21 protein-coding genes are annotated in these 19,778 nt (G+C 59.4%); 12 read left to right on the top strand and 9 right to left on the bottom strand.

The features are described 5' to 3' along the window. Window positions 1-64: 64 nt before the first annotated feature. A complete protein-coding gene (locus tag K3754_RS11955; RefSeq protein ID WP_259937574.1) occupies window positions 65-1,195 on the bottom strand; it encodes an SMP-30/gluconolactonase/LRE family protein in 1,131 nt (376 codons plus the stop codon). Window positions 1,196-1,285: 90 nt separating this feature from the next. Between K3754_RS11955 and K3754_RS11950 the strand changes: the two genes are divergently transcribed. After that, on the top strand, window positions 1,286-1,852 hold the full coding sequence (locus tag K3754_RS11950; RefSeq protein WP_259937573.1) for a TetR/AcrR family transcriptional regulator: 567 nt from the start codon (window positions 1,286-1,288) through the stop codon (window positions 1,850-1,852). A 14-nt stretch (window positions 1,853-1,866) separates the two neighbouring features. On the opposite strand, the gene K3754_RS11945 is transcribed toward K3754_RS11950, so the two are convergent. The 5 genes from K3754_RS11945 to K3754_RS11925 all read right to left on the bottom strand — a co-directional run bounded on the left by K3754_RS11945 (window position 1,867) and on the right by K3754_RS11925 (window position 6,005). Next, on the bottom strand, window positions 1,867-2,211 hold the full coding sequence (locus K3754_RS11945; protein WP_259937572.1) for a RidA family protein: 345 nt from the start codon (window positions 2,209-2,211) through the stop codon (window positions 1,867-1,869). Further along, window positions 2,208-3,614: an NAD(P)/FAD-dependent oxidoreductase gene (locus K3754_RS11940; protein ID WP_259937570.1), complete on the bottom strand. Its 1,407-nt coding sequence runs from the start codon at window positions 3,612-3,614 to the stop codon at window positions 2,208-2,210. The genes K3754_RS11945 and K3754_RS11940 overlap by 4 nt, the downstream gene beginning before the upstream one ends. Further along, the gene (locus tag K3754_RS11935; protein WP_259937569.1) at window positions 3,611-3,901 is read right to left on the bottom strand and encodes a (2Fe-2S)-binding protein; all 291 of its coding nucleotides are present in this window, start codon (window positions 3,899-3,901) and stop codon (window positions 3,611-3,613) included. The genes K3754_RS11940 and K3754_RS11935 overlap by 4 nt, the downstream gene beginning before the upstream one ends. Beyond that, window positions 3,894-4,994, bottom strand: a complete 1,101-nt coding sequence (locus tag K3754_RS11930; RefSeq protein ID WP_259937555.1) for an FAD-binding oxidoreductase — start codon at window positions 4,992-4,994, stop codon at window positions 3,894-3,896. Before K3754_RS11930 ends, K3754_RS11935 begins: the two co-directional genes overlap by 8 nt. Window positions 4,995-5,084: 90 nt before the next feature. Continuing rightward, window positions 5,085-6,005, bottom strand: coding sequence for a LysR family transcriptional regulator (locus K3754_RS11925; protein ID WP_259937552.1), 921 nt, complete (start codon window positions 6,003-6,005; stop codon window positions 5,085-5,087). 224 nt (window positions 6,006-6,229) lie between these two features. On the opposite strand from K3754_RS11925, the gene K3754_RS11920 reads away from it, so the two are divergent. From K3754_RS11920 to pssA, 9 genes are all read left to right on the top strand, one after another. Continuing rightward, window positions 6,230-7,843, top strand: a complete 1,614-nt coding sequence (locus K3754_RS11920; protein ID WP_259937550.1) for an ABC transporter substrate-binding protein — start codon at window positions 6,230-6,232, stop codon at window positions 7,841-7,843. Window positions 7,844-7,895: 52 nt separating this feature from the next. Continuing rightward, complete coding sequence (locus tag K3754_RS11915) at window positions 7,896-8,891, top strand: oligopeptide/dipeptide ABC transporter ATP-binding protein (RefSeq protein WP_259937547.1); 996 nt, start codon at window positions 7,896-7,898, stop codon at window positions 8,889-8,891. Beyond that, the gene (locus tag K3754_RS11910; protein ID WP_259937545.1) at window positions 8,884-9,855 is read left to right on the top strand and encodes an ABC transporter permease; all 972 of its coding nucleotides are present in this window, start codon (window positions 8,884-8,886) and stop codon (window positions 9,853-9,855) included. Before K3754_RS11915 ends, K3754_RS11910 begins: the two co-directional genes overlap by 8 nt. Next, window positions 9,848-10,780, top strand: a complete 933-nt coding sequence (locus tag K3754_RS11905) for an ABC transporter permease (RefSeq protein ID WP_259937543.1) — start codon at window positions 9,848-9,850, stop codon at window positions 10,778-10,780. Before K3754_RS11910 ends, K3754_RS11905 begins: the two co-directional genes overlap by 8 nt. 2 nt (window positions 10,781-10,782) lie before the next feature. Then, on the top strand, window positions 10,783-11,805 hold the full coding sequence (locus K3754_RS11900; RefSeq protein ID WP_259937542.1) for an ABC transporter ATP-binding protein: 1,023 nt from the start codon (window positions 10,783-10,785) through the stop codon (window positions 11,803-11,805). A gap of 110 nt (window positions 11,806-11,915) precedes the next feature. Beyond that, complete coding sequence (locus K3754_RS11895) at window positions 11,916-12,365, top strand: gamma-glutamylcyclotransferase family protein (RefSeq protein WP_203210866.1); 450 nt, start codon at window positions 11,916-11,918, stop codon at window positions 12,363-12,365. Between the two features lie 93 nt (window positions 12,366-12,458). Next, window positions 12,459-13,595, top strand: a complete 1,137-nt coding sequence (gene nagA / locus K3754_RS11890) for an N-acetylglucosamine-6-phosphate deacetylase (RefSeq protein ID WP_203210867.1) — start codon at window positions 12,459-12,461, stop codon at window positions 13,593-13,595. 77 nt (window positions 13,596-13,672) lie between these two features. Further along, on the top strand, window positions 13,673-14,353 hold the full coding sequence (locus K3754_RS11885) for a phosphatidylserine decarboxylase (RefSeq protein ID WP_259937529.1): 681 nt from the start codon (window positions 13,673-13,675) through the stop codon (window positions 14,351-14,353). Window positions 14,354-14,361: 8 nt separating this feature from the next. Beyond that, the gene (pssA, locus tag K3754_RS11880) at window positions 14,362-15,117 is read left to right on the top strand and encodes a CDP-diacylglycerol--serine O-phosphatidyltransferase (RefSeq protein ID WP_259943340.1); all 756 of its coding nucleotides are present in this window, start codon (window positions 14,362-14,364) and stop codon (window positions 15,115-15,117) included. A 9-nt stretch (window positions 15,118-15,126) separates the two neighbouring features. Here the strand turns inward: pssA and K3754_RS11875 are convergent, their stop codons facing one another. From K3754_RS11875 to K3754_RS11865, 3 genes are read right to left on the bottom strand one after another with little or no spacing between them, the layout of a single operon-like run. Further along, window positions 15,127-16,137 carry an ABC transporter substrate-binding protein gene (locus tag K3754_RS11875; protein WP_259937513.1) on the bottom strand — a complete coding sequence of 337 codons (1,011 nt, stop codon included), beginning with the start codon at window positions 16,135-16,137 and terminating at the stop codon, window positions 15,127-15,129. Beyond that, window positions 16,116-17,483 (bottom strand): sensor histidine kinase, encoded by a 1,368-nt coding sequence (locus K3754_RS11870; RefSeq protein ID WP_259943339.1) that lies wholly within the window; start codon window positions 17,481-17,483, stop codon window positions 16,116-16,118. Before K3754_RS11870 ends, K3754_RS11875 begins: the two co-directional genes overlap by 22 nt. Next, a complete protein-coding gene (locus K3754_RS11865; RefSeq protein ID WP_120502706.1) occupies window positions 17,476-18,141 on the bottom strand; it encodes a response regulator transcription factor in 666 nt (221 codons plus the stop codon). Before K3754_RS11865 ends, K3754_RS11870 begins: the two co-directional genes overlap by 8 nt. 106 nt (window positions 18,142-18,247) lie before the next feature. Between K3754_RS11865 and K3754_RS11860 the strand changes: the two genes are divergently transcribed. Further along, window positions 18,248-19,234 carry a tripartite tricarboxylate transporter substrate binding protein gene (locus tag K3754_RS11860; protein ID WP_259937510.1) on the top strand — a complete coding sequence of 329 codons (987 nt, stop codon included), beginning with the start codon at window positions 18,248-18,250 and terminating at the stop codon, window positions 19,232-19,234. A gap of 60 nt (window positions 19,235-19,294) precedes the next feature. Beyond that, on the top strand, window positions 19,295-19,777 hold the full coding sequence (locus tag K3754_RS11855) for a tripartite tricarboxylate transporter TctB family protein (protein ID WP_259937508.1): 483 nt from the start codon (window positions 19,295-19,297) through the stop codon (window positions 19,775-19,777). The last annotated feature ends 1 nt before the right edge of the window (window position 19,778 follow it).

Here is a 19,778-nt window from a genome sequence, read left to right as displayed (position 1 = left end):
TGCAAATGTCACCTCGGTTTTGTTCCCCGATGTCACGACGGCGGTGTTTCCCCGCTGGCCGTCGTCACTCTGCGGTGTTGCCCGCCGGAATGCGGTAGATGGCATAGGGCGCCGATTGCTTCATGACCTCGGCCGAGGCGGGATTGCCAAATGGATCAAGCAGATCGGTCAAGCGGCTGTCGGTAAACCAGATGTCGCCATTCGGGGCCACCGTCACGCTGTCGGCCCAATCAACGCCGTCCAAGGCCACAAGCGTTTGCAATCTGCCATCCTCAAGGACCGCCAGTCCGCCATTTTCCACATCCGTCAGGATCACAGCCCCCGCCGGGGTCAGCGCGATGCCATCGCTCATCGGGGCAGGGCCGAGTTTTTCGATGGCGTTCTCGATGTCTTCAGGGCGGCTGTCGAAATTGGTCAAAAGAGCGGTTGGCACACGGTAAACACTGTCATGGCTCATCGCCGCATAGATTAGCCAATCGCCATCTTCGGACAACTCCAATCCGTCCACGCCCACCTGAAAACTGACCAAACCATAGCCCAGACGATAGGCACTGCCATCGGTGCGCCGCATGACCCAATTTTGCGGCGCGATCGTTTCATGGCCCTCCAGCACCTTGCGGACCTCTTTGGTTTGGGTGTCGAGTACCAGCAGCGCCGCATCGGTGAACCGCAGCAATCCGGTGTCGGCCAGATAGACATACCGGCCATCAGCCGAGACCCGCAGATCCTGCGCAAAACCGCCCATGCCATCGGGGAATGTATGTTCAAAGGCAATCTGGCCGTTGTCGATGTCGATAGCCAACACCTGCGTCGGGCGGCCTTCCATGGCGCCGGGGCGCACGACCCAAAGCCGGTTTTGGCGGTCCACAGTGATGCCGAACACACCGTGCAATTGTGCGGCAAGTTCAGGCGCCAGGGGCACTGCGCCGCCAGGGGTCCATTCAAAGATCAGATGTTCTGTATGGTCTTGCGGGCGATGAAACGGGTGATAGGTGAAAAAGATCCGCCCTTGCGGCCCTGCGGCGACCATACCCGGCGGCAAGGGCAGCGTGATTGCGGGCGCCGCATCGCTGCGCAGAGGCGGCGTCGAAACATCAGGGTAGGGCTTGCCCATCCCATAGATCAGCTTGATCGCCAGCAAGGTGGCGATCACTGTTCCGAGAAGGGCGAGAAGGGCCCACTTGATGATTTTCATGACGCAGTTCCATTTTTTGAACAGGGAGAATCAAAACGAATTGAACGAATAACGATCATAGTGTATAGTTTTGAAAATGGAACAGCCTTTATGACAGATGCCCTCAGCCCCCTCCGGTCCAGCCGCCGTGACCGTATCGTTTCATTGGCCCAACAGGCATTTGTGCAATCGGGTTTTCGCGCCACCTCGATGGAGGGACTGGCGCAAGCGGCGGGGGTCTCCAAGGCGACACTTTATAGCTATTTTCCTGACAAGGATGCGGTCTTTGTCGCGGTGGCCGATCATGTGGCGTTCCGTTTGATCAATGCGGTGGAGGCGGCGCTGGCCTCGGACGCGGCGACGGTCCAACAGCGGGTGAGGGCGGCCCTGACGGACAAACACCGGATTGTGCATGATCTGGTGCGGCAATCGCCGCATGCCGCTGAGCTCTTTGCTGCCAAGACCCGTTTGCGGTCGGTTCAGTTTGTGGAAACCGACAGTGTTATCGAAAACGCAATTGCAAAGGCCCTGGCGCAGGTCTCCCGCAATCCCCAGGAACTGGCTGCGCTGTTGCTCTCGGCCAGTCAGGGAATTGCCAATGCGGCACAGGACTTTCAAACCACTGAGGACAGGATTGCGCAGCTTTGCGTGTTGATCCCCAACGGCGACGCGGGTTGACGAGGTGTCGGGCGCTAGGCCAATGCCGCTGTGATAATGATCTCGACCTTCAGCTCTGGCCGGGCCAAGGCTGCCTCGCCGCAGGCACGGGCGGGGGCCGCGCCCTCGGGCACCCAACTGTCCCAAACCGCATTCATCGCCGCAAAGTCCGACATATCTGCCAGCCAGATCACCGCTTGAAGGATATGCGCAGGGCTTGATCCGGCTTCGGTCAGCAACGTTTCGATCCGGCGCAGGCATTCGCGGGTCTGATCTGTGACATCGCCCTCGGCCCCGCCAACCTGACCGCAAAGATAGACGGTTTCCTTGTGGATCGTGATCTTGCTCATGCGCTGTGCGGTGTGGCTGCGGGTGATCATGGGTCTTGTCCTTCGGGCTGTGATGGGGCGGGGCTGTGCAGGGCGGCAACTTCGCCCAATGTGACGGGTTTCAGCGGGGCACGGATCCGGAAATATCCGGTGTCTTGATGGTTTTGCCCCGTCGCTTGCGCCAATAGTTCGGTCACCGTCAGTCCGCAAGAGCGCCCCTGACAGGGGCCCATCCCCGCGCGGCCAAAGGCCTTGGTCTGGCTTGGCCCTTTGCAGCCAAGGCGGGCATAGGCGCGAATGTCACCTGCGGTCACGTCTTCGCAGCGGCAGACGGTCACGGCATCGGGGGGGCACAAAATCGCTGCGGGCGGGGCATAAAGCGCATCCAGAAACGGGCGCAGCGCCCGTTCGCGGGCGAGATTTCGTTTGGCGGAGGCCGCGAGGCCATCACGCTGGGCGGTGGTGATCCGGCCAGCGCTGCGCAAGATATCGGCAGCGGCGCATTGACCGGCGTGCTCTGCCGCTCTGGCCCCGCCGATTGCCGCGCCATCACCGGCGATGTAAATCTGTGGATGGCTGCTTTGCCCCCATTCGGAAACAGACGGGTGGAAACAGCGTTGCCCCGCGTGCCAGCGATGATCCAGGCGCAAGGCGCGGGTGATCTGTGTGTTTGGCACCACCCCTTGATGCAACAGCACGGTCGTGCATTCCAGATGATGTGCCTGACCCTGAGCCGTGAACCGCAGCCCGCTGGTGGCAGTATCGCCCGTGATGGCCAGATCGCTGGCAGCCGTGTAACGCGGCACAGCGGCGCGGCGCAGATCGCGCAGCATCCGCGCCCCTTTCGCCAAGGTTTTCCAGCCGCGCAACGCGCCGACCGCATGGCGCAACGCGGCGCGGTAGTGGACGGGTGTCTGGGTCTCGACCAACGCCTTGGGCGGCGTGCCTGCCTGCACCATCTGCACTGCGACCAGATAAAGCAGTGGACCGGTCCCCGCCAGAACGGCGTCCTTGCACAATAATCCGCTGGTCTTCATCAAGATCTGCGCCGCGCCTGCAGTCATCACCCCTGGCAAGGTCCAACCGGGCAGCGGCACAGGCCGTTCCGTCGCGCCCGTGCAAAGCAGCAGGTGATCTGCCTTGGCGCGATAGGCCTGGTCGTCTTTGGAATAGGTGACGGTGCAATCTTGATCCACATCCCAAACCACCGCGCTTGAGATCACCGTGAGGGGGGCCGCAGCCAAGCCATCAATCAGCGGCAGGCCTGCGGCATAGTCCGGACCCATAACGGCCCTTTGTGTTGCCGTGGATGTTGCCAGATTGCGGTAAATCTGGCCGCCCGGCGCGGGGTTTTCATCCAGCACCAGCACAGACATGCCCTGCTGCGCGGCCAGCATGGCGGCGGCCATGCCAGCTGGACCTGCACCGATGACGATCAAGTCGGAGCGGGTCATGGGATGTCCTTTACAGCGGGCGGCGATGTAACGGTCAGACCGTCCTGCGCTGCGGTCTGGCAGGCTTGCACCGTTTCGCCATCCACCACCACAAGACACTCAAAACAACTGCCCATCATGCAAAAAGGCCCGCGGGGCGCGGCGGTTGTCGGGGTCTGGCGAAACACCCTATGGCCCTTTGCCAGCAATGCCGCGGCGATGGTATCGCCGGATTGGCCAGTGACCTCTGCGCCGTTGAAGGTGAAGCGCAGGCTGTCGCGCTGGCCCTTGTCCATCCGTTCAAACATCAAACCGGTCCTCACCAAAAGCTGTCAGATCAGGCTGCTCCGCGCTGTCGGTCAACCAATCGCCCAATACCCCTGCATGTGCCGCCGCCAGCGTGATGCCGCTGTGGCAGGTCACAAAAAAAGCGCCGGGATGCTGCACCGACCGCTGGTAGATCGGCAGTCCATCGGGTGACATGATCCGCAACGCGGCCCAGCTGCGCAGCATTCTGGCGTGGGCCAGTTTGGGAAACATATCCACTGCATGCGCCGCCAGTCCGGCCACCGTTGCCACATCCTCGCGATCATTGAGACCAACCTCGGCGCTGCTGGCACCGATCTGGATGCCGCCTTCGTCGACCTGCCGGACCTCGACATTGGGCCGGTTCATCAGTTTGGGCAGCTTTTCTGTGATGATGATCTGCCCCTGCTGCGGCCGGATGGGGGCAGTGAACCCCAGCTGCGGCCCCAGCGTCATCGCGCCCAACCCGGCGGCCAGCACAACCTTTTCTGCAACCATAGTTGTGTTGTTCTGGTCGGTCATGGTGAACCCCGCTGATTGCGGCTGGACGTCTGTCACCCTGTGGCCGGTCCGCACCGTGCCGCCCAACTGGCGCACCGCGATGGTCAGCCCGCGCAACAGCCGCAAAGGGTTCACATGCCCGTCCTCACGGCAATAGAGCGCGCCCGCCACCTTGGGTCCGATGTTGGGCTCTTCTGTCTTGAGCGCGTTGTGGCCCATCACCTCGAACGGATAATCGCCCCCCAGACGGTTGCGCAATCCTTCGTAAAGCTTGCGGTCGGCATCAAGGCTGTCTTCGCTCATGTGGATGATATAGCCGCCATCCTGTTGCAGGTTCAGTGGCAGGCCAGAGACAGTTTCGATCTCATCGGCAAAGCTCCGGTAGGCGCGGGCAGAGGCCCTTGTCCATTGCGCATAGGCCGGTTGGTGCAATCCCTTGCTTTGCACCCAGACCAGCCCGAAATTGCCCCGAGAGGCGCGAAAGGCACTGTCACCTTCATCCCAGACGCAAACCGATTTGCCACGCTTGAGCAGGCCAAAGGCAAGCGACAGCCCGACAATCCCGCCTCCGATGATGGCAAATTCCGCTTCCACTGTGTCTCCGGCCTTGTGTGATGATCAAGGGATGCACCGCAAAAGAGGGAAGGGCAAGGCCGGCGCAGGCCAGCACACTGACCGGGCGGTTCAAAGTTCTGCGCGTTGCGACAATTGTGTCTGTTCCTCGCATTTGATCTTGAGCCAGTTCACAAAGTCCACAACGTTTGAATTGTGCGAATTTTTTGCCGGATACACCGCATAATACCGTTCTTTGCAGACCAAGCGATGCTCATGGGCGAGCCTGAGCATGCCGCGCTCCAACTCGTTCTGGATCAGGAACTCTGGCAGAACCGCAACGCCGATGCCGGCCAGCGCGGCCTCGATCACATGGGCGTAGAATTCAAACCGCGGGCCAACTGTTGCGCCCACTGGCCGGGTGCCGCAACTTTTCAGCCAATCATTCCAAAGATAGGGGCGCGTGGTGTGCTGGATCAACGTATGTGAGGCTATCTCGTTGGCCTGCATCATGGGTTGGTCCAGTTCAAGCACGGAAGGGGCGCAAACGGCCACGACGGCCTCGTCCATCAGGTATTCACAATGGGCCTTGTCCCATTCAGGCAGGCCAAAGTGGATGGCCAGATCCGTGACTTCGTTTTCAAAATCAAAGGGGCTGATCTTCGAGATCAAGTTCAGCTCAATCAAGGGGTGTTCTGACAGAAACTCACTCAGGCGCGGCACCAGCCATCTGGTGCCAAAGGTCGGCAGAATGGCAACGGTCAGCACACCGCCATGCCGGCCTTGAGAGATCAGCCGCGCGGTTGAAATTTCCAATCGGTTGATAATCTCGCTGACTTCTTTGGCATATTCACGCGCTGCCGGTGTCGGGGTGAGCTGTCGCTGCTCGCGGGTGAACAATTTACGCCCCAACAAATCTTCAAGCCCCGAAAGGCGTTTGCTTACAGCGCTTTGCGTCAGGTTCAGCTCCTCCGCGGCCAAGGTGACGCTGCCCAGGCGAACGGTCGATTCAAAGCAGGCCAAAGAACTGGTTGGCGGCAATGTGCGTCTCATCGGATGTCCCTCACATCGGGTGTGTTGTCATTCCATTTTGGACTGATAGAGCGGCGAAATCTTCATTTTACATGTTTTGGCATTTCTCCAAACTAGAGGAACAAATTCACATTGGGCAACTCCAAACCCGCAATTTGGTCCGTTTTTCGGGCAAATATGCTTTGCAAAGGCAAATGTCGTGATTGGGGTGATCCTGTTTCTGACTTTCACATCGGGGAGGATGTATGATGTTTCGGAATTTAATGGCCGCCTCTGCGCTGATGGCTTTGCCAATCAGCGCCATGGCCCAAGACGGCGAGATTGTGCCAGAGGTTGATTTCCTGACCTGGCCCGCCGCGAAATATTCGCACTACGCAGAAAGCTCAAACTACGTGGCAGAGCAGTGGGAGAAGCTGGGGCTTAAGGTCAATATCAATCCCGTCGCCTTCCCCAATCCGATGCTGTCTTTGTGGTTCAAGGAGCATAAGTTTGACGCGGTCTTGTCCTCGCTCTCGGGCAATCCGCTGCGGCTTGAGCCGGACTTTTTCACCAACTCTCAGTTCAACTCGGCAAATTCCGCCCCCGGCAACTGGAACGTGGGTGAATACAGCAACCCCATGGTGGACAAACTGGGCGAAAAGCAGCTGGGCATCTACGACCCCGAAGAACGCCGCGAAGTGATCTATGCCTTGCAGGAGGAACTGTACAACGATCCGCCCGAGGCCATCGTGACCTATGCCATCAGCACCCATGCGATCAACAGCGACAACATGGAAATCGACGGCTTTGAAGCCTCGCCCGAGGGCATCCGCGCCAACGACAACATCATGCGGATGAAGTCCAAACATGGTGGTCCCGTGCGCATCGGCTGGACGGTGGATTACACCACGCTCAACCCGCTGGTGGCCAGCACCAATGAAGACCTGACCAATCTGGCCCTGATCTATGACAAGCTCGTGGTGCTTGCACCCGATGGATCGCCACGCATGTGGTTGGCGGAGTCCATTGAGGTGGTCGATGACCTGACCGTGGATGTCAAAATGCGCACAGGTCACACGTTCTCTGACGGACAGCCGGTGACACCGGAGGACGTGAAATTCACCTTTGAGTATATGAAAAAGTGGGAATCCGCTTACTTCACCAAATATCTTGAAAAAGTGGCCTCGGTGAACGTTGTTGGTGATGACACGGTCCGTTTCACACTCAACCAACCCTATGCGCCCTTCGTGATGAACACGCTGGGGCAGGTCTATGTCTTGCCGCAGCATGTCTGGGGCACGCTGGTAGAGGATCTGGGCATCGAAAAGCCACAGGATTTTGCCAATGATCGCCCAATCGGCAGCGGCCCCTACACCGTGAAATACCGCAAGGAGGGGCAGGAGATGTACCTGTCTGCGCGCAAGGAGCACTATGGCGAACCGCAGTCTGATATCCTGAGTATTGTCTACGGCTCTGCCGAGGTGGTGATGCAATCACTGCGCAAGGGCGAGATTGACGCCTCTTTCCAGCCGGTTGTTCCGATCACCATTGATGAATACCGCGGTCTCGACAACATCAAGCTCTATGAGGCGAAGTCGAACGGCTACAACTCCGTGCGCTACAAGGTTACAGGGCCGGTGTTCTGGAACAAGGACCTGCGCCGCGCCTTGGCCCATGCCGTGCCTTATGATGCGATCATCAATGACATCTTTGGTGGTCTCGCGGCGGCCTCGGGCAGTTCGATCGTGCCGGTCAACGCCTATTGGCACAATCCTGCACTGAAGCCGCCGGTCTTTGATCTCGATCTGGCCCGGCAGATGCTGAAGGACGCCGGGTTCACCTGGGATGACGACGGACGGCTGCACTTTCCGCCCAAGTGATCCGCACAGACTAAACCATACCTCAGCCCGCAATCGACAACAGGTCACCCCAATGATTGAAGCAAACAATCTCGTTCGTCATTATCCGGTGGTGACCGGGCTGAGGTCTCTTTTTTCCGCGGACCGGCACAAGGTGGTCCGCGCTGTGGACGGGATCAGTTTCAAGGTCGATGCAGGCAAGGTGCTGGGCATCGTCGGCGAAAGCGGATGCGGCAAATCCACCACGGCCAAGATGCTTGTGGGGCTGGAAAGCCCCACAGCTGGCAGCATCCTCATAAACAAGGACGATCTGGGTGAGATGCGCATCCGCGATCGCCATGCCTTTCACCGGCAGATGCAGATGGTGTTTCAAGATCCTTACGGCTCCATCAACCCCAGCCATGATGTGTTTCAGATCGTTTCGCGCCCGCTGGTCTACCAGGGGGAGACCGATACAGCCAAGATCCGCACAGCTGTTCTCAAAGCGATGGAACAGGTGGGACTAAACCCGCCCGAATTGTTCCTCAGCAAACATCCGCATCTTCTGAGCGGGGGGCAGCGGCAGCGCTTGTGCATCGCACGGGCGATTGTTCTGGACCCCGCGTTTCTGGTCGCGGATGAACCCATCTCGATGCTGGACGTGTCGATCAAATGGGACATCATCCGCCTGCTACGCCAGTTGGTGCGGGAACGCGATCTGTCGCTGGTTTACATCACACATGATCTGGCGACCGTTCCGACGATCTGTGACGATGTGGCGATCATGTATCTGGGCAAGATTGTCGAGATCGGCCCTGTTCGGGAAATCCTGAGAAACCCCAGCCATCCCTACACCAAGGCGCTGATAGCCTCGATACCCAGCCATGTGCCGGGGGCGGAGAGGCCTGCCGCGCAGATCGAAGGGGCTTTGCCCGATGCGATCCGGCCGCAGGAGGGTTGCCTGTTTCGCGACCGTTGCCCAGTGGCGATTGCTGATTGCGCAACACAGGCGCCGCCATTGGCCTCAACGGGCAAACAGATGGTGGCCTGTCATCTGGCCAACACAGGGAAGGACGCCGCCCATGGGTAAGTATCTTGTCACGCGTCTGGTCCATATGGTGCTGACCCTGCTGGCGATGCTGGTGCTGATGTTCTTTTTGTTCCGGCTGATGCCGGGTGATCCTACGGCCATGGTGATCAGTGACGCGCTTTATCCCAAGGCCCAAGCCGCCATGATGGAGCAATTCGGCCTCGACAAACCATTGCACCAGCAATTCGTGATCTACCTCAAGAATTACGCCCAGTTCGACTTTGGTGTGTCTTTCCGGACCAATAGGTCGGTTGCGGAATTGATCGAGGGACGGCTGATGAACACCATCATGCTGATCCTGCCGTCGCTCATAGCGGCCTATGGGTTGGGCATGATCATCGGCGCGGTGATGGCATGGTGGCGTGGCGGCAAGGCAGAGTTCTCTGTGGTGTTTGCGGCCACGGCCTTTCAATCGGCACCAGTGTTCTGGGTCGCGATGCTGGCGATCTTGGTGTTCTCGCTATGGCTGGACTGGTTTCCAGCGGGCCATATCGTCACCCCCGGTGCATTCCCGGACCCGACGCTGGCGATGTATTTTTCCAAGGATTTCCTGCACCATCTGGCACTGCCCTTCATGGTCAACACCGCCTATCAGATCTGTTTCCCTCTGCTGCTGATGCGCTCCAGCATGCTGGGCACGATCGGCGAGGACTTTATCGAACTGGCCCGTATGAAGGGGCTGAAGGAACGCCGCATCCTTTTTCACCACGCGGCGCGCAATTCCATGCTGCCAGTGGCGACCACGATCCCGATGATCCTTGGCTGGGCTGTCGCAGGCTCTGTCGTGATCGAAACCGTGTTTTCATGGCCGGGGCTGGGATTGCTGATGATCCAGGGCGTCGAGACATCGGATTATCCGGTGGTGCAGGCCGCTTTCTTCCTGATTGCCGTATTGACGGTGCTGGGCACCTTTGCGGCCGATCTTCTTTATGGGCTTTTGGATCCGAGGATTGTTTATGACTGAGATCACCGCCGAAACCGCCGCGACACAGATGGCGGCCAGCGAGGCGCGTTTTGAAAAAGGGCCGGTGGCCTTTGCCCGGCACTTCTTGCGCACCGTGCATCAGACCTGGTCTGGCAAGATCGCTTTCTGGATCTTTGTTTTCTGCGCCCTGATGGCGATCTTTGGGCCGCTCATCGCGCCCTTTGACCCGATGGAGCGTAACTATGACGCGGCGGGCAAACTGGTGCGATTGGCCCCGCCATCGCTGGATCATTGGCTTGGCACCACGGCGCTGGGCCGGGATGTGTTCAGCCAGATCTTGTGGGGCGCAAGGCCCGCGATGCTGGTGGGAGTGCTGACAGCGCTGGGCGTCGTGGTCATCGGCGTCAACGTCGGACTGATTTCCGGCTATTTCGGCGGCAAGACCGACGCCATCCTGATGCGCATAACAGACGTGTTTCTGGGCTTGCCCTTCTTGCCCTTCATCATTGTGGTGCTCTCAATCTCGGGGCGCAGCATCTGGACCATTATCTTTGCCATGACCCTTGTGATGTGGCGGTCCACCGCGCGGGTGATCCGGGCGCAGGTGCTGTCGCTCAAGGAAATGCCGTTTATTGCCGCCGCCCGTGTGTCCGGTGCCAGTGATTGGACCATCATTTACCGCGAAATTGCCCCCAACATCCTGCCATTGGCATTGGTGAACATCGCCTTTGCGCTGGCATGGGCCATCATCACCGAGGCCAGCATCGGATTTCTGGGCTACAGCGATCCCGAAGTCGTCAGCTGGGGATCGGTGATCTATCAGGCCTTCGCCAGCCAGATGATGTACCGCGCCCCATGGTGGGTGATCCCTCCGGGGGCCGCGATCATGGTGTTGGTCAGTTCCGTCTATTTCATCGGACGCGCCTATGAAGAAGCGGTCAATCCGCGCCTGCGGGGGCTTTGATCATGGCAAACCCGCGCCTGTCCGTCACTGATCTGTCCGTTCGTTATCGCACTGACCGCGGCCCTGCCGCCGCCTTGCAGGGGGTGAACCTCACCCTTGAGGCCGGTGAAAACCTTGGTCTGGTCGGCGAATCCGGCTGCGGCAAGAGTACCTTCTTGAAATCGGTCATGGGGGTTCTGCCTGGCAACGCAGAGATCCTGTCCGGAGCGGTCTGTCTGAACGGAGAGGACATGATCGCCGCCACCCCGGAACGCCGCCGTCAGCGGCGCTGGAAAGACATGTCGATGATCACCCAAAGTGCTTTGAATGCGCTTGATCCCGTGCATCGGGTGGGCGATCAGATCATTGATGCCATCAAGGCGCACGAGAATGTCTCACGCCGTGAGGCAACGGCACGCGCCAAAGACTTGTTCGAACTTGTCGGTGTCGACCCCAAACGCTTTCGCGAATTCCCGCATCAGTTTTCGGGCGGCATGCGGCAACGGGCGATTATTGCGATGGCATTGGTTCTGAACCCCTCTGTTGTCCTGGCGGATGAGCCGACAACCTCGCTTGATGTCATTGTCCAGGACCAGATCTTCCGCCGCATCCGTGATCTGCAAACCCAGTTCGGCTTTTCCATCCTGCTGGTCACACATGATCTGGCGCTGGTGATCGAAAACTGTGACCGCATGGCGGTGATGTATGGCGGTGTCATCGTCGAAGAGGGGCCAACAGCGCAGGTCGTGAACACGCCGTTTCATCCCTATACCTTGGGGCTGAAGAACTCCCTTCCTGATCTGGACAGCGAGGCAGAGCCGATTGCCATCCCCGGCACGCCGCCTGATCTGGTGGATCCGCCCAGGGGCTGCCGCTTTGCGCCGCGATGCCCGTTTTCGCAAGATCAATGCCACCAGACCTTCCCGCAAATGCAGCATGTCGCAGAAGGGCATCGCGCGGCCTGTCACCGAATTGCCGACATCGAAAATATTCGCGTGCAGGCTGCCCGCCCAGAAAAATGGAGCGTTGCCTCGGCGCTTGGGTGAACCGGTTTCACCGCCCCCCGCGCAGAAATGGGCGCGGTCCGGGTGCGGCGCGATGTGGCCATTAAACAGGTTTTCAAACGGTTGAATAAGATGAACGAAAGGAACAACACATGAATTACTTTGCCTACGGGACACTTCTGGATGTCGAAGGCATGCAGAAGTTTGCCCCCTCCGCCAAACCTTTGGGGATTATGAAACTCAAGGGATACCGGATGGGCTTTGGAGCGTGCAAACGCGATGGCGTGACCGGATGCACGCTGGATGTGGCTCCCGATGATGTCATGTACGGGATCCAATATGAGTTGAGCCAAGATGACATGGAAAAGCTGGATCAAGCCGCCGTGTCAGAGGATATGTGGGCCCGCAAAGAGATCACGCTCATTGATGCAGATGGCAATGAGGTGCCCTCGGTGACCTATGAAATACCCGGATTGACCCGCATGATTGCACCCAGTGACGACTATGTGCGCCCGATCCTCAAGGGGCTGGACGAACTGGACCTGCCCGAAAGCTATGTCGTTCATATGAGGCAGATTATCGCCCGCGCACAAACGGCCTGACCCTGCGGATTTGGCATCGGGCCACTGGCAGGCTCGGCACTGGATGTGTTAGATCCAAAGTGATGCAGATCGCCGCAAGGATACCGGCCAACGATGTTGAAACCCAGCCAGGCCTTTTTGGGCGCAAACATCCATGACGGAGAAACCTTGCACCGGGGGCATATGTTGATTGCAGATGCAGCGGGGCAGGTGGCGGCGGTGCCCGAAGGACCATTGCCGGAAGGCTGCGTTGCGACCGATCTGGCAGGTGGAACGATCATGCCGGGATATGTGGACTTGCAAGTCAACGGTGGCGGCGGCGTGATGTTCAATGACGCGCCCAAGGTGGAAACCCTACAGCAGATGGCAGCGGCCCATGCCGCGCTGGGCACAGCCGCCTTGTTGCCCACGCTGATCACGGACACCCGTGCCCGGACGGAGGCGGCAATTGCCGCCGTGATCGAGGCGCAAGCGACCAGATTGCCGGGTATCGTCGGCCTGCATCTCGAAGGGCCCCATCTGGCGGTTTCCCGCAAGGGCGCGCATGACGGGGCGCTGATCCGGCCTATGGAGGACGAGGATTTGCAGATGCTGCTGCGGGCAGCTGATCGCATTGCAACCCTCAAGGTCACGCTGGCCCCTGAAAACGCCAGCTTGGCGCAGATCAAAACCCTGTCAGACGCTGGCGTGGTTGTTTTCCTTGGCCATACCGATGCGGATTACGAGACCTGCATGGCCGCCTTTGATGCGGGCGCGAAAGGCGCAACGCATCTGTTCAACGCCATGAGCCAGCTGACCAACCGCGCCCCCGGTCTGGTAGGGGCCGTGCTGGATCAGGACGATGTCTTTGCCGGGGTGATCGCTGACGGCATTCACGTGCATCCCGCAACCATGCGTCTGGCGCTGCGGGCCAAGGGGCGCAAGGATCGGATATTTGCCGTGACAGATGCCATGGCCACAGCTGGCAGCGACGTGCACAGCTTTGCCCTCAATGGCCGCGAAATCCGGCGGTGCGGTGACCGGCTGACGCTGGCGGATGGCACCTTGGCCGGGGCGCATCTGGATTTGACCCGCGCCATCGCGGTTTTGACGGAACAAGCCGGTGACAGCCTTGAAACGGCAATGGCGCGAACCACATCATGGCCAGCGGCGCTGCTGCGGGATGGTGGGAATTGGGGACGGCTCAATGCGGGGCTGACACATCTGGTCCACCTGCCTGACGCTGCGGCGCGGCCAAGGTGGTTGACCTGAGGCCGGTGTGAATACCCTTGCACTCTTGCCCAATCGCCTTATGAGGGATGCGGTACCTGCCACAAGGAAAAGACGCCATGCAAATGATGGGCACCTTCATCAAACCAATGCACCCTGAAGGCACCAAATTTGTTGCCATATTTGCGGCTGTCACGTTTGTCCTGTTCGTGTTTTCGACCTTTCTGGGTTGGATCGGCGTTGGCTTGACGGTGTGGTGCTATTACTTTTTCCGCGATCCTGAACGGGTCACGCCGGACCGTCCGGGACTGATCATCAGCCCTGCCGATGGCGTGATCTCCCTGATTGAACCTGCGGTGCCGCCCGCGGAACTGGGCATGCCGGATGAGGCGCTGACCCGTGTGAGCGTATTCATGAACGTGTTCAATTGCCACGTGAACCGCACGCCGGTTTCCGGCGAAATCCGCGCGGTCAGCTATCGCCCCGGCAAATTTTTCAATGCCTCGCTGGACAAGGCCAGCGTGGACAACGAACGCAACAGCCTTTGCGTCAAGATGGACAACGGGCAGGAACTGGCCGTGGTGCAGATCGCCGGCCTGGTGGCCCGGCGCATCGTCTGTTTTGTCGAACCCGGCGCAACCTTGCAGCGCGGTGAACGCTTTGGCCTGATCCGCTTTGGCTCGCGGCTGGATGTCTATTTGCCCAAAGGGGTCGAGCCGATGGTCCGCATTGGCCAAACCATGATCGCGGGCGAAACGGTGTTGGCCGAACTGCCCGCCGCCACCGAAGAGGGCGCATGAGCAAACGGATGGGCGATCTTCCTGAAAAGACCAAGGGTGAGTTTTCGCTGGTCCAGCTGATCCCGAATATGCTCACCATTGCGGCGATTTGCGCCGGTCTGTCGGCCATTCGTTATGGGGTTCAGGGCAATTTCGTTTTTGCGGTGCAGCTGATTGTAGTGGCCGGTGTTCTGGACGGTCTTGATGGCCGCATGGCGCGGCTTTTGGGCAGCGACAGCGCCATGGGTGCGGAACTCGATTCACTGGCCGATTTTCTGAACTTCGGGGTTGCGCCGCCGCTGATCCTGTATTTCTGGGCGCTGCAAGACATGAACAGTGCCGCATGGTTTTCGGTTCTGGTCTTTGCGGTCTGCTGCGTGGTGCGACTGGCGCGGTTCAACGTGTCCAGCAAGGCCGAAACCGACCAGCCTCCCAGTCCGCATTTCACGGGCGTGCCGTCCCCCGCAGGCGCGCTTTTGGTCCTGTTGCCGATGTTCGCGACCTTTGCTTTTCCCAATACGTTGGTCCTGCCGGAGCTGGTGATCTGTGCCTATATGGTGGTGATTGGACTGCTGCTGATCAGCCGCGTGCCGACATGGTCGTTCAAGACCACCAAGGTCTCGCGCCACAATGTCAAATACTACCTTGTTGGCGTGGCGGTCGTGGCGGCGGCGGTGCTGACCTATGTCTGGACCACCCTCGTGGTGCTGTGCCTTGCCTATATGGTTGTTGTCCTGTGGTCGTTGTTTACCGGCCGCGTGCCCGGCTTTGGCGGCAAATCCTGAGGCAGGTTTTCAGCGGTCCTGTATGATCGCGCTTTGCCATTCCTTGAGAAACGTGCGCCGCTTGAGCCGGTCAAGATAGGTCATCAACGCAGGCTCCAGTGCGATGGTGGATTGTGCAATGCTGCCTTGTTCCAAGTTGAGCGGGGGCAGAGGGAAATCCTGGGGCGTTCCGGCCGACTGCAGCGCAATGAGATAGCGGATGAACTCAGCGCCCATTTGCGGATGGCTGGCACCGCTGGGCACAAAGGCCGTGCGCATCATCGTGGTCGGAAAATCAGACGGCAAGATGATCTCAAGCGCATCATGGGTGTCACGCCGCGCCAGCGCATAGCTGCCCAAAACATTGTAGGCGACAGAAATCTTGCCGGAATAAAGATCGTCAATCATCTCGCCCGAACAGCAATAAAGCCGGATATCAAGCCCGCCCATCACCTCCATCAGCCGCCAGAACGTTTCGGATGCGCGGGCGTCCTGTGTGGCAAACAGATAGCCAAGCGCAGACTCGCGCACATCGTAAGTGCCCAAACGTCCGCGAAACTGCTCCGGCCGCGCCCGCAGCGCCCGGATCAGATCCTGACGGGTCTGGGGCATCTCATGTCCGGCAAAGGCGGCTCGGTTGATCACGATCGCTGCCGGTTCCGTGGTAAAGGCAAACAGGCTCTGCCGCCATTGCGCCCAATCGGGGTGGCTTATGTCATTGATCTGCCGGGCATATCCATCATTGGCCAGTTTAAGCTGCAAATCCATCGCGCTTGAGATCACCAAATCATAGCCATCGGGGTTCTCGCGGAATCGCCGGTCAATCTCGGCGGTACTATGCACGAAGTATTCGATGGCCCATCCCGGCTGTTCACGCAAGAACCGCTGGATGATGGGTGCAAAAAACGAGGTGTCGGTGCTGGACAACACCCGCAGTGTCTGGCTTGCGGCGCTGCCTTCAAATAGCTGCTGATCTTCCCAGTCTTGAGCCAAACCTACCACGGGCCAAAGCAACAGAACTAGAACTGCAAGGATACGCATGCGCCGCCCTCCACCCGGTTTGACAGGTTCAATGTGCCGCCATGGGCCAAGGCCACATCCTGCGCAATGGTCAGGCCCAGTCCGGATCCAATGATCCCCTCCGCGTTGTTACCGCGTTTGAACCGGGCCGCCAGCGTATCGATTTCCGCAGGGGGAAACCCCGGACCCTGGTCGCAAACCTGGATCTGCTTTACCGGATCGCCGGTCAGTGTGATGTCCACCGCGCTTTCTGTCGGGGCATATTTCAGCGCGTTGTCGATCACGTTGCGGATGGCGTTCTGCAGCAGGATCGGATCACCTGAATAGGGCAGTTGCGCCGCGCCATGGACCCGCAGATCGACATCGCGCATATCCGCAACGGGCGTCAGGCGCAGAACCAGATCCTGCACCAATTCAACCAAATCAATGTCCTGCCGGTCCAGATGATCGGCGCGAAAGGTGATCATCGCATGATCCAGCAACTGCCCTGCCGCCCGTGAACTCTCATCAATCGCGCGGATCATCGACCGCAATGCCTCGCGGTTTTCGCCACGGTTGACCCGTTGCAGCGTCGCCTCGGCATAGGACCGCACGGTGGCCAGCGGGGTGCGCACGCGGTGCGCGGCTTCGGCGATGAAATCCTCCGATTGCTTGAGCGAATGATCCAACCGCCCCATCAGTGAATTGAGTGACTGCACCAGCGGCAGCATCTCTGACGGCACCGGCTTGGCAAACGGGCTGAGGTCTTGCGGCCCGCGCCGCGCCACGGAGGTGGTCAGGCGTTTGAGCTGGCCAATGGTGGCGGAGGTCGCCCAGAGCGACAGCACAACAGCCAGCGCAAAGAACCCCGCGCCAAAATAGGCGGCATTGCGCGAAATCCGGTTGAGCGTTCCGGCCAGCGCGTCTTGGGTCTGGCCCACGGAGACTGTGATCTGCGTGCGTTCGCTTTCCCCCACCAGCATGCGCGATGCGGTTGCAAGACGCAGGGACGTGTTCAGGAATTCAACGGTTTGAAATCCGTCTTGCGCCGCTTGGCTGTCTGCTTTGGGCAAGAGCCCCTCATAGCCTGAAACCAAGGACTGGTCCTGATGTACCGCATAGAACACCCGATCATCAGAGGCGGTGCTGAGCATGGAAAAGGACGCATAGGGAATGTCGATCTCAACCTGTCCGCGTCGCAGCACAGCGGCATCCAGAATAGAAGCGACAGAGGCGCGCAGAATGCTGTCCTGACCCTCCTGTGCGACCTGCGCGGCATAGCTGCGCAAGGCCAGAAACAGCAGCAGCGCCAGCACCGCCGCGCCGCCAATAAGGGTGATCATAAGCCGTCCGCGCAGCGATCCGGAGACAGGCACCTCCTCAACCATGGTCAAGCCTGTAGCCCAGCCCGCGCAACGTGGTGATGCGCAGATCGCTGCCTTCGAGATGTTTGCGCAGACGCCCGACATAGACCTCAATCGCGTTCTCGCTGGCGTCGTCATCAATGGAAAACAGCCGATCAAAAAGCTTTTGTTTGGAGAAAATCTGCCCCGGTGCATTCATGAACAATTCAAGCAGACGCAATTCGCGATTGCGCAGACCAATCGCTGCGCCGCCGATCTGGAGGGTGCCGGCCACCGGATCAAACACCGCGCCGCCCAGCTCAATCTCGGTCTTGCCCTTGCCCGCCTTGCGGCGCAGCACTGCGCGGCACCGGGCCTGCAATTCGGCGTGGTCAAACGGCTTGGTCACATAATCGTCGGCCCCAAGATCGAGCATGCTGATTCTGTCGGACACCTGACTGCGGGCGGTCAAAACGATCACCGGCGTGTCCTGTCCCCCCGATCTGTGTTGTTTGAGAAAGCTGCGCCCGTCGCCATCCGGCAACATGATATCGAGCAGAATAAGATCATATTCACCGGTCTCGGAAAAGGCGATGGCATCGCCCAGTTTGTCCGCGTGATCAACAACATGGCCGTCGAACTTCATCCGCGACGAAATCGCCTTGGCCAGCTCGGCATTGTCTTCGACCAACAGAAATTTCATGGCGCGGCGCGGCCTTCTTGTGACGTGTCAGGTTTGTGTCAGGTTGGCGTTCTAGTCTTCCTTCAACTGAGCCGTGCTGCGGCCAGATGTCAAATGGGAGGACAACATGACCACATTGAAACTGGGCCGCCGCGCCCTGATTGGCGCTGCCTTTGCCGCGCTTAGCTTTGGCGCACCTGCGATGGCGGATGGCCACAAGGTGCTCGATAGCATTCACTTCTTGATCCCCGGCGGTGCTGGCGGCGGTTGGGATGGCACCGCACGTGGCACCGGCGAGGCACTGACCGGCGCGGGCCTTGTGGGCACCGCGTCTTACGAAAACATGTCAGGTGGCGGCGGCGGCAAGGCCATCGGCTATCTGATCGAGAACGCCGAAAGCAACCACGGAACGCTGATGGTCAACTCCACACCCATCGTGATCCGCTCGCTGACGGGCGTGTTCCCGCATAATTTCCGCGATCTGACCTTGGTGGCGGGCACCATCGGTGACTACGCGGCGATTGTTGTGGGCAAGGACAGCCCGATCAATTCCATGGCGGATCTGCTGGCGGCCTATGACGCGGATCCTTCTGCCACGGCTATCGGCGGCGGCTCTGTTCCCGGCGGCATGGACCATTTGGTCGCGGCCATGGTGATGGAAGCGGCGGGCAAAGATGCGCTTGGCGTCAAATACATCCCCTATGACGCGGGCGGCAAGGCCATGGCGGCGCTGCTGTCAGGCGAGATTGCCGCGCTTTCGACCGGCTTTTCCGAAGCGGTGGATCTGGCCAAGGCGGGCGAGGTCAAGATTATCGGTGTGACAGCCGATGAACGTGTGGCTGCCGCAGCGGATGCGATGACTATGAAAGAGCAGGGCATCGACACCAGCTTTGTGAACTGGCGCGGGTTCTTTGGTGCGCCCGGTCTGCCTGCAGACAAAGTGGCGATGTACCAAGATGCGCTGGCCAAAATGTATGACACACCTGAATGGGAGGCCGTGCGCGCCCGCAACGGTTGGGTCAACATCCACAACTCCGGCGATGATTTCCGCGCTTTCCTGGAAGATCAGGAAAAGGTCATCGGTGATCTGATGAAAAAGCTCGGATTTCTTTAACAAAGGCTGAACATGGCAGGGCGGTACGCCGCCCTGCATCACCAAAGGGGGGATGGGACGATGGCGCTTGATCGCTGGATCGCACTGATATTGCTCGGAATTTGCCTGACTTATGGCTACACCGCGTGGTTCACAATGGACGGCAGCCTTGCCCCCTTTATGAAGCGCAACCCCATCTGGCCAAGCACCTTTCCCAAAGTTCTGTCGGTGCTGGGCATTCTTGCCTCGCTGATTATCCTGCTGGGGCTGGAGAAAAGCGAAACCCAAGTCGGTGAGATCGATTACCGCCGCTTGGGGGATTACCATTTGGGTCAGGCGATCTTGCTGCTGGCGCTGATGGTGGCCTATGCGCTGTGCCTGCGGCCGCTTGGGTTTCTGTTCTCCACCGGTGCATTTCTCATTCTGGGATCGTTCATTCTGGGCGAACGCAAATGGCATCTGATGGTGCCGGTTTCGGTGCTGACGGCTGTGGTGGTCTGGTATCTGGTGCAACAGGTCTTGGGCATCTACATGCGCCCCTTGCCCGGCTTTTTCGGAGGGTGAT

This window comes from Sulfitobacter sp. M368 (assembly GCF_025141875.1).
Classification (GTDB): domain Bacteria; phylum Pseudomonadota; class Alphaproteobacteria; order Rhodobacterales; family Rhodobacteraceae; genus Sulfitobacter; species Sulfitobacter mediterraneus_A.
This window is presented reverse-complemented; position numbering and strand designations above follow the sequence as displayed.

Bases quoted from the DNA above. Each gene is read 5' to 3' on its own strand.
- K3754_RS11925 (WP_259937552.1), bottom strand. From the start codon at position 6,005: ATGAGACGCACATTGCCGCCAACCAGTTCTTTGGCCTGCTTTGAATCG.
- K3754_RS11875 (WP_259937513.1), bottom strand. From the start codon at position 16,137: ATGCGTATCCTTGCAGTTCTAGTTCTGTTGCTTTGGCCCGTGGTAGGT.
- K3754_RS11920 (WP_259937550.1), top strand. From the start codon at position 6,230: ATGATGTTTCGGAATTTAATGGCCGCCTCTGCGCTGATGGCTTTGCCA.
- K3754_RS11910 (WP_259937545.1), top strand. From the start codon at position 8,884: ATGGGTAAGTATCTTGTCACGCGTCTGGTCCATATGGTGCTGACCCTG.
- K3754_RS11945 (WP_259937572.1), bottom strand. From the start codon at position 2,211: ATGATCACCCGCAGCCACACCGCACAGCGCATGAGCAAGATCACGATC.
- K3754_RS11940 (WP_259937570.1), bottom strand. From the start codon at position 3,614: ATGACCCGCTCCGACTTGATCGTCATCGGTGCAGGTCCAGCTGGCATG.
- K3754_RS11865 (WP_120502706.1), bottom strand. From the start codon at position 18,141: ATGAAATTTCTGTTGGTCGAAGACAATGCCGAGCTGGCCAAGGCGATT.
- K3754_RS11885 (WP_259937529.1), top strand. From the start codon at position 13,673: ATGCAAATGATGGGCACCTTCATCAAACCAATGCACCCTGAAGGCACC.
- K3754_RS11895 (WP_203210866.1), top strand. From the start codon at position 11,916: ATGAATTACTTTGCCTACGGGACACTTCTGGATGTCGAAGGCATGCAG.
- K3754_RS11915 (WP_259937547.1), top strand. From the start codon at position 7,896: ATGATTGAAGCAAACAATCTCGTTCGTCATTATCCGGTGGTGACCGGG.
- K3754_RS11950 (WP_259937573.1), top strand. From the start codon at position 1,286: ATGACAGATGCCCTCAGCCCCCTCCGGTCCAGCCGCCGTGACCGTATC.
- K3754_RS11900 (WP_259937542.1), top strand. From the start codon at position 10,783: ATGGCAAACCCGCGCCTGTCCGTCACTGATCTGTCCGTTCGTTATCGC.
- pssA (WP_259943340.1), top strand. From the start codon at position 14,362: ATGGGCGATCTTCCTGAAAAGACCAAGGGTGAGTTTTCGCTGGTCCAG.
- nagA (WP_203210867.1), top strand. From the start codon at position 12,459: ATGTTGAAACCCAGCCAGGCCTTTTTGGGCGCAAACATCCATGACGGA.
- K3754_RS11860 (WP_259937510.1), top strand. From the start codon at position 18,248: ATGACCACATTGAAACTGGGCCGCCGCGCCCTGATTGGCGCTGCCTTT.
- K3754_RS11955 (WP_259937574.1), bottom strand. From the start codon at position 1,195: ATGAAAATCATCAAGTGGGCCCTTCTCGCCCTTCTCGGAACAGTGATC.
- K3754_RS11935 (WP_259937569.1), bottom strand. From the start codon at position 3,901: ATGTTTGAACGGATGGACAAGGGCCAGCGCGACAGCCTGCGCTTCACC.
- K3754_RS11855 (WP_259937508.1), top strand. From the start codon at position 19,295: ATGGCGCTTGATCGCTGGATCGCACTGATATTGCTCGGAATTTGCCTG.
- K3754_RS11905 (WP_259937543.1), top strand. From the start codon at position 9,848: ATGACTGAGATCACCGCCGAAACCGCCGCGACACAGATGGCGGCCAGC.
- K3754_RS11870 (WP_259943339.1), bottom strand. From the start codon at position 17,483: ATGGTTGAGGAGGTGCCTGTCTCCGGATCGCTGCGCGGACGGCTTATG.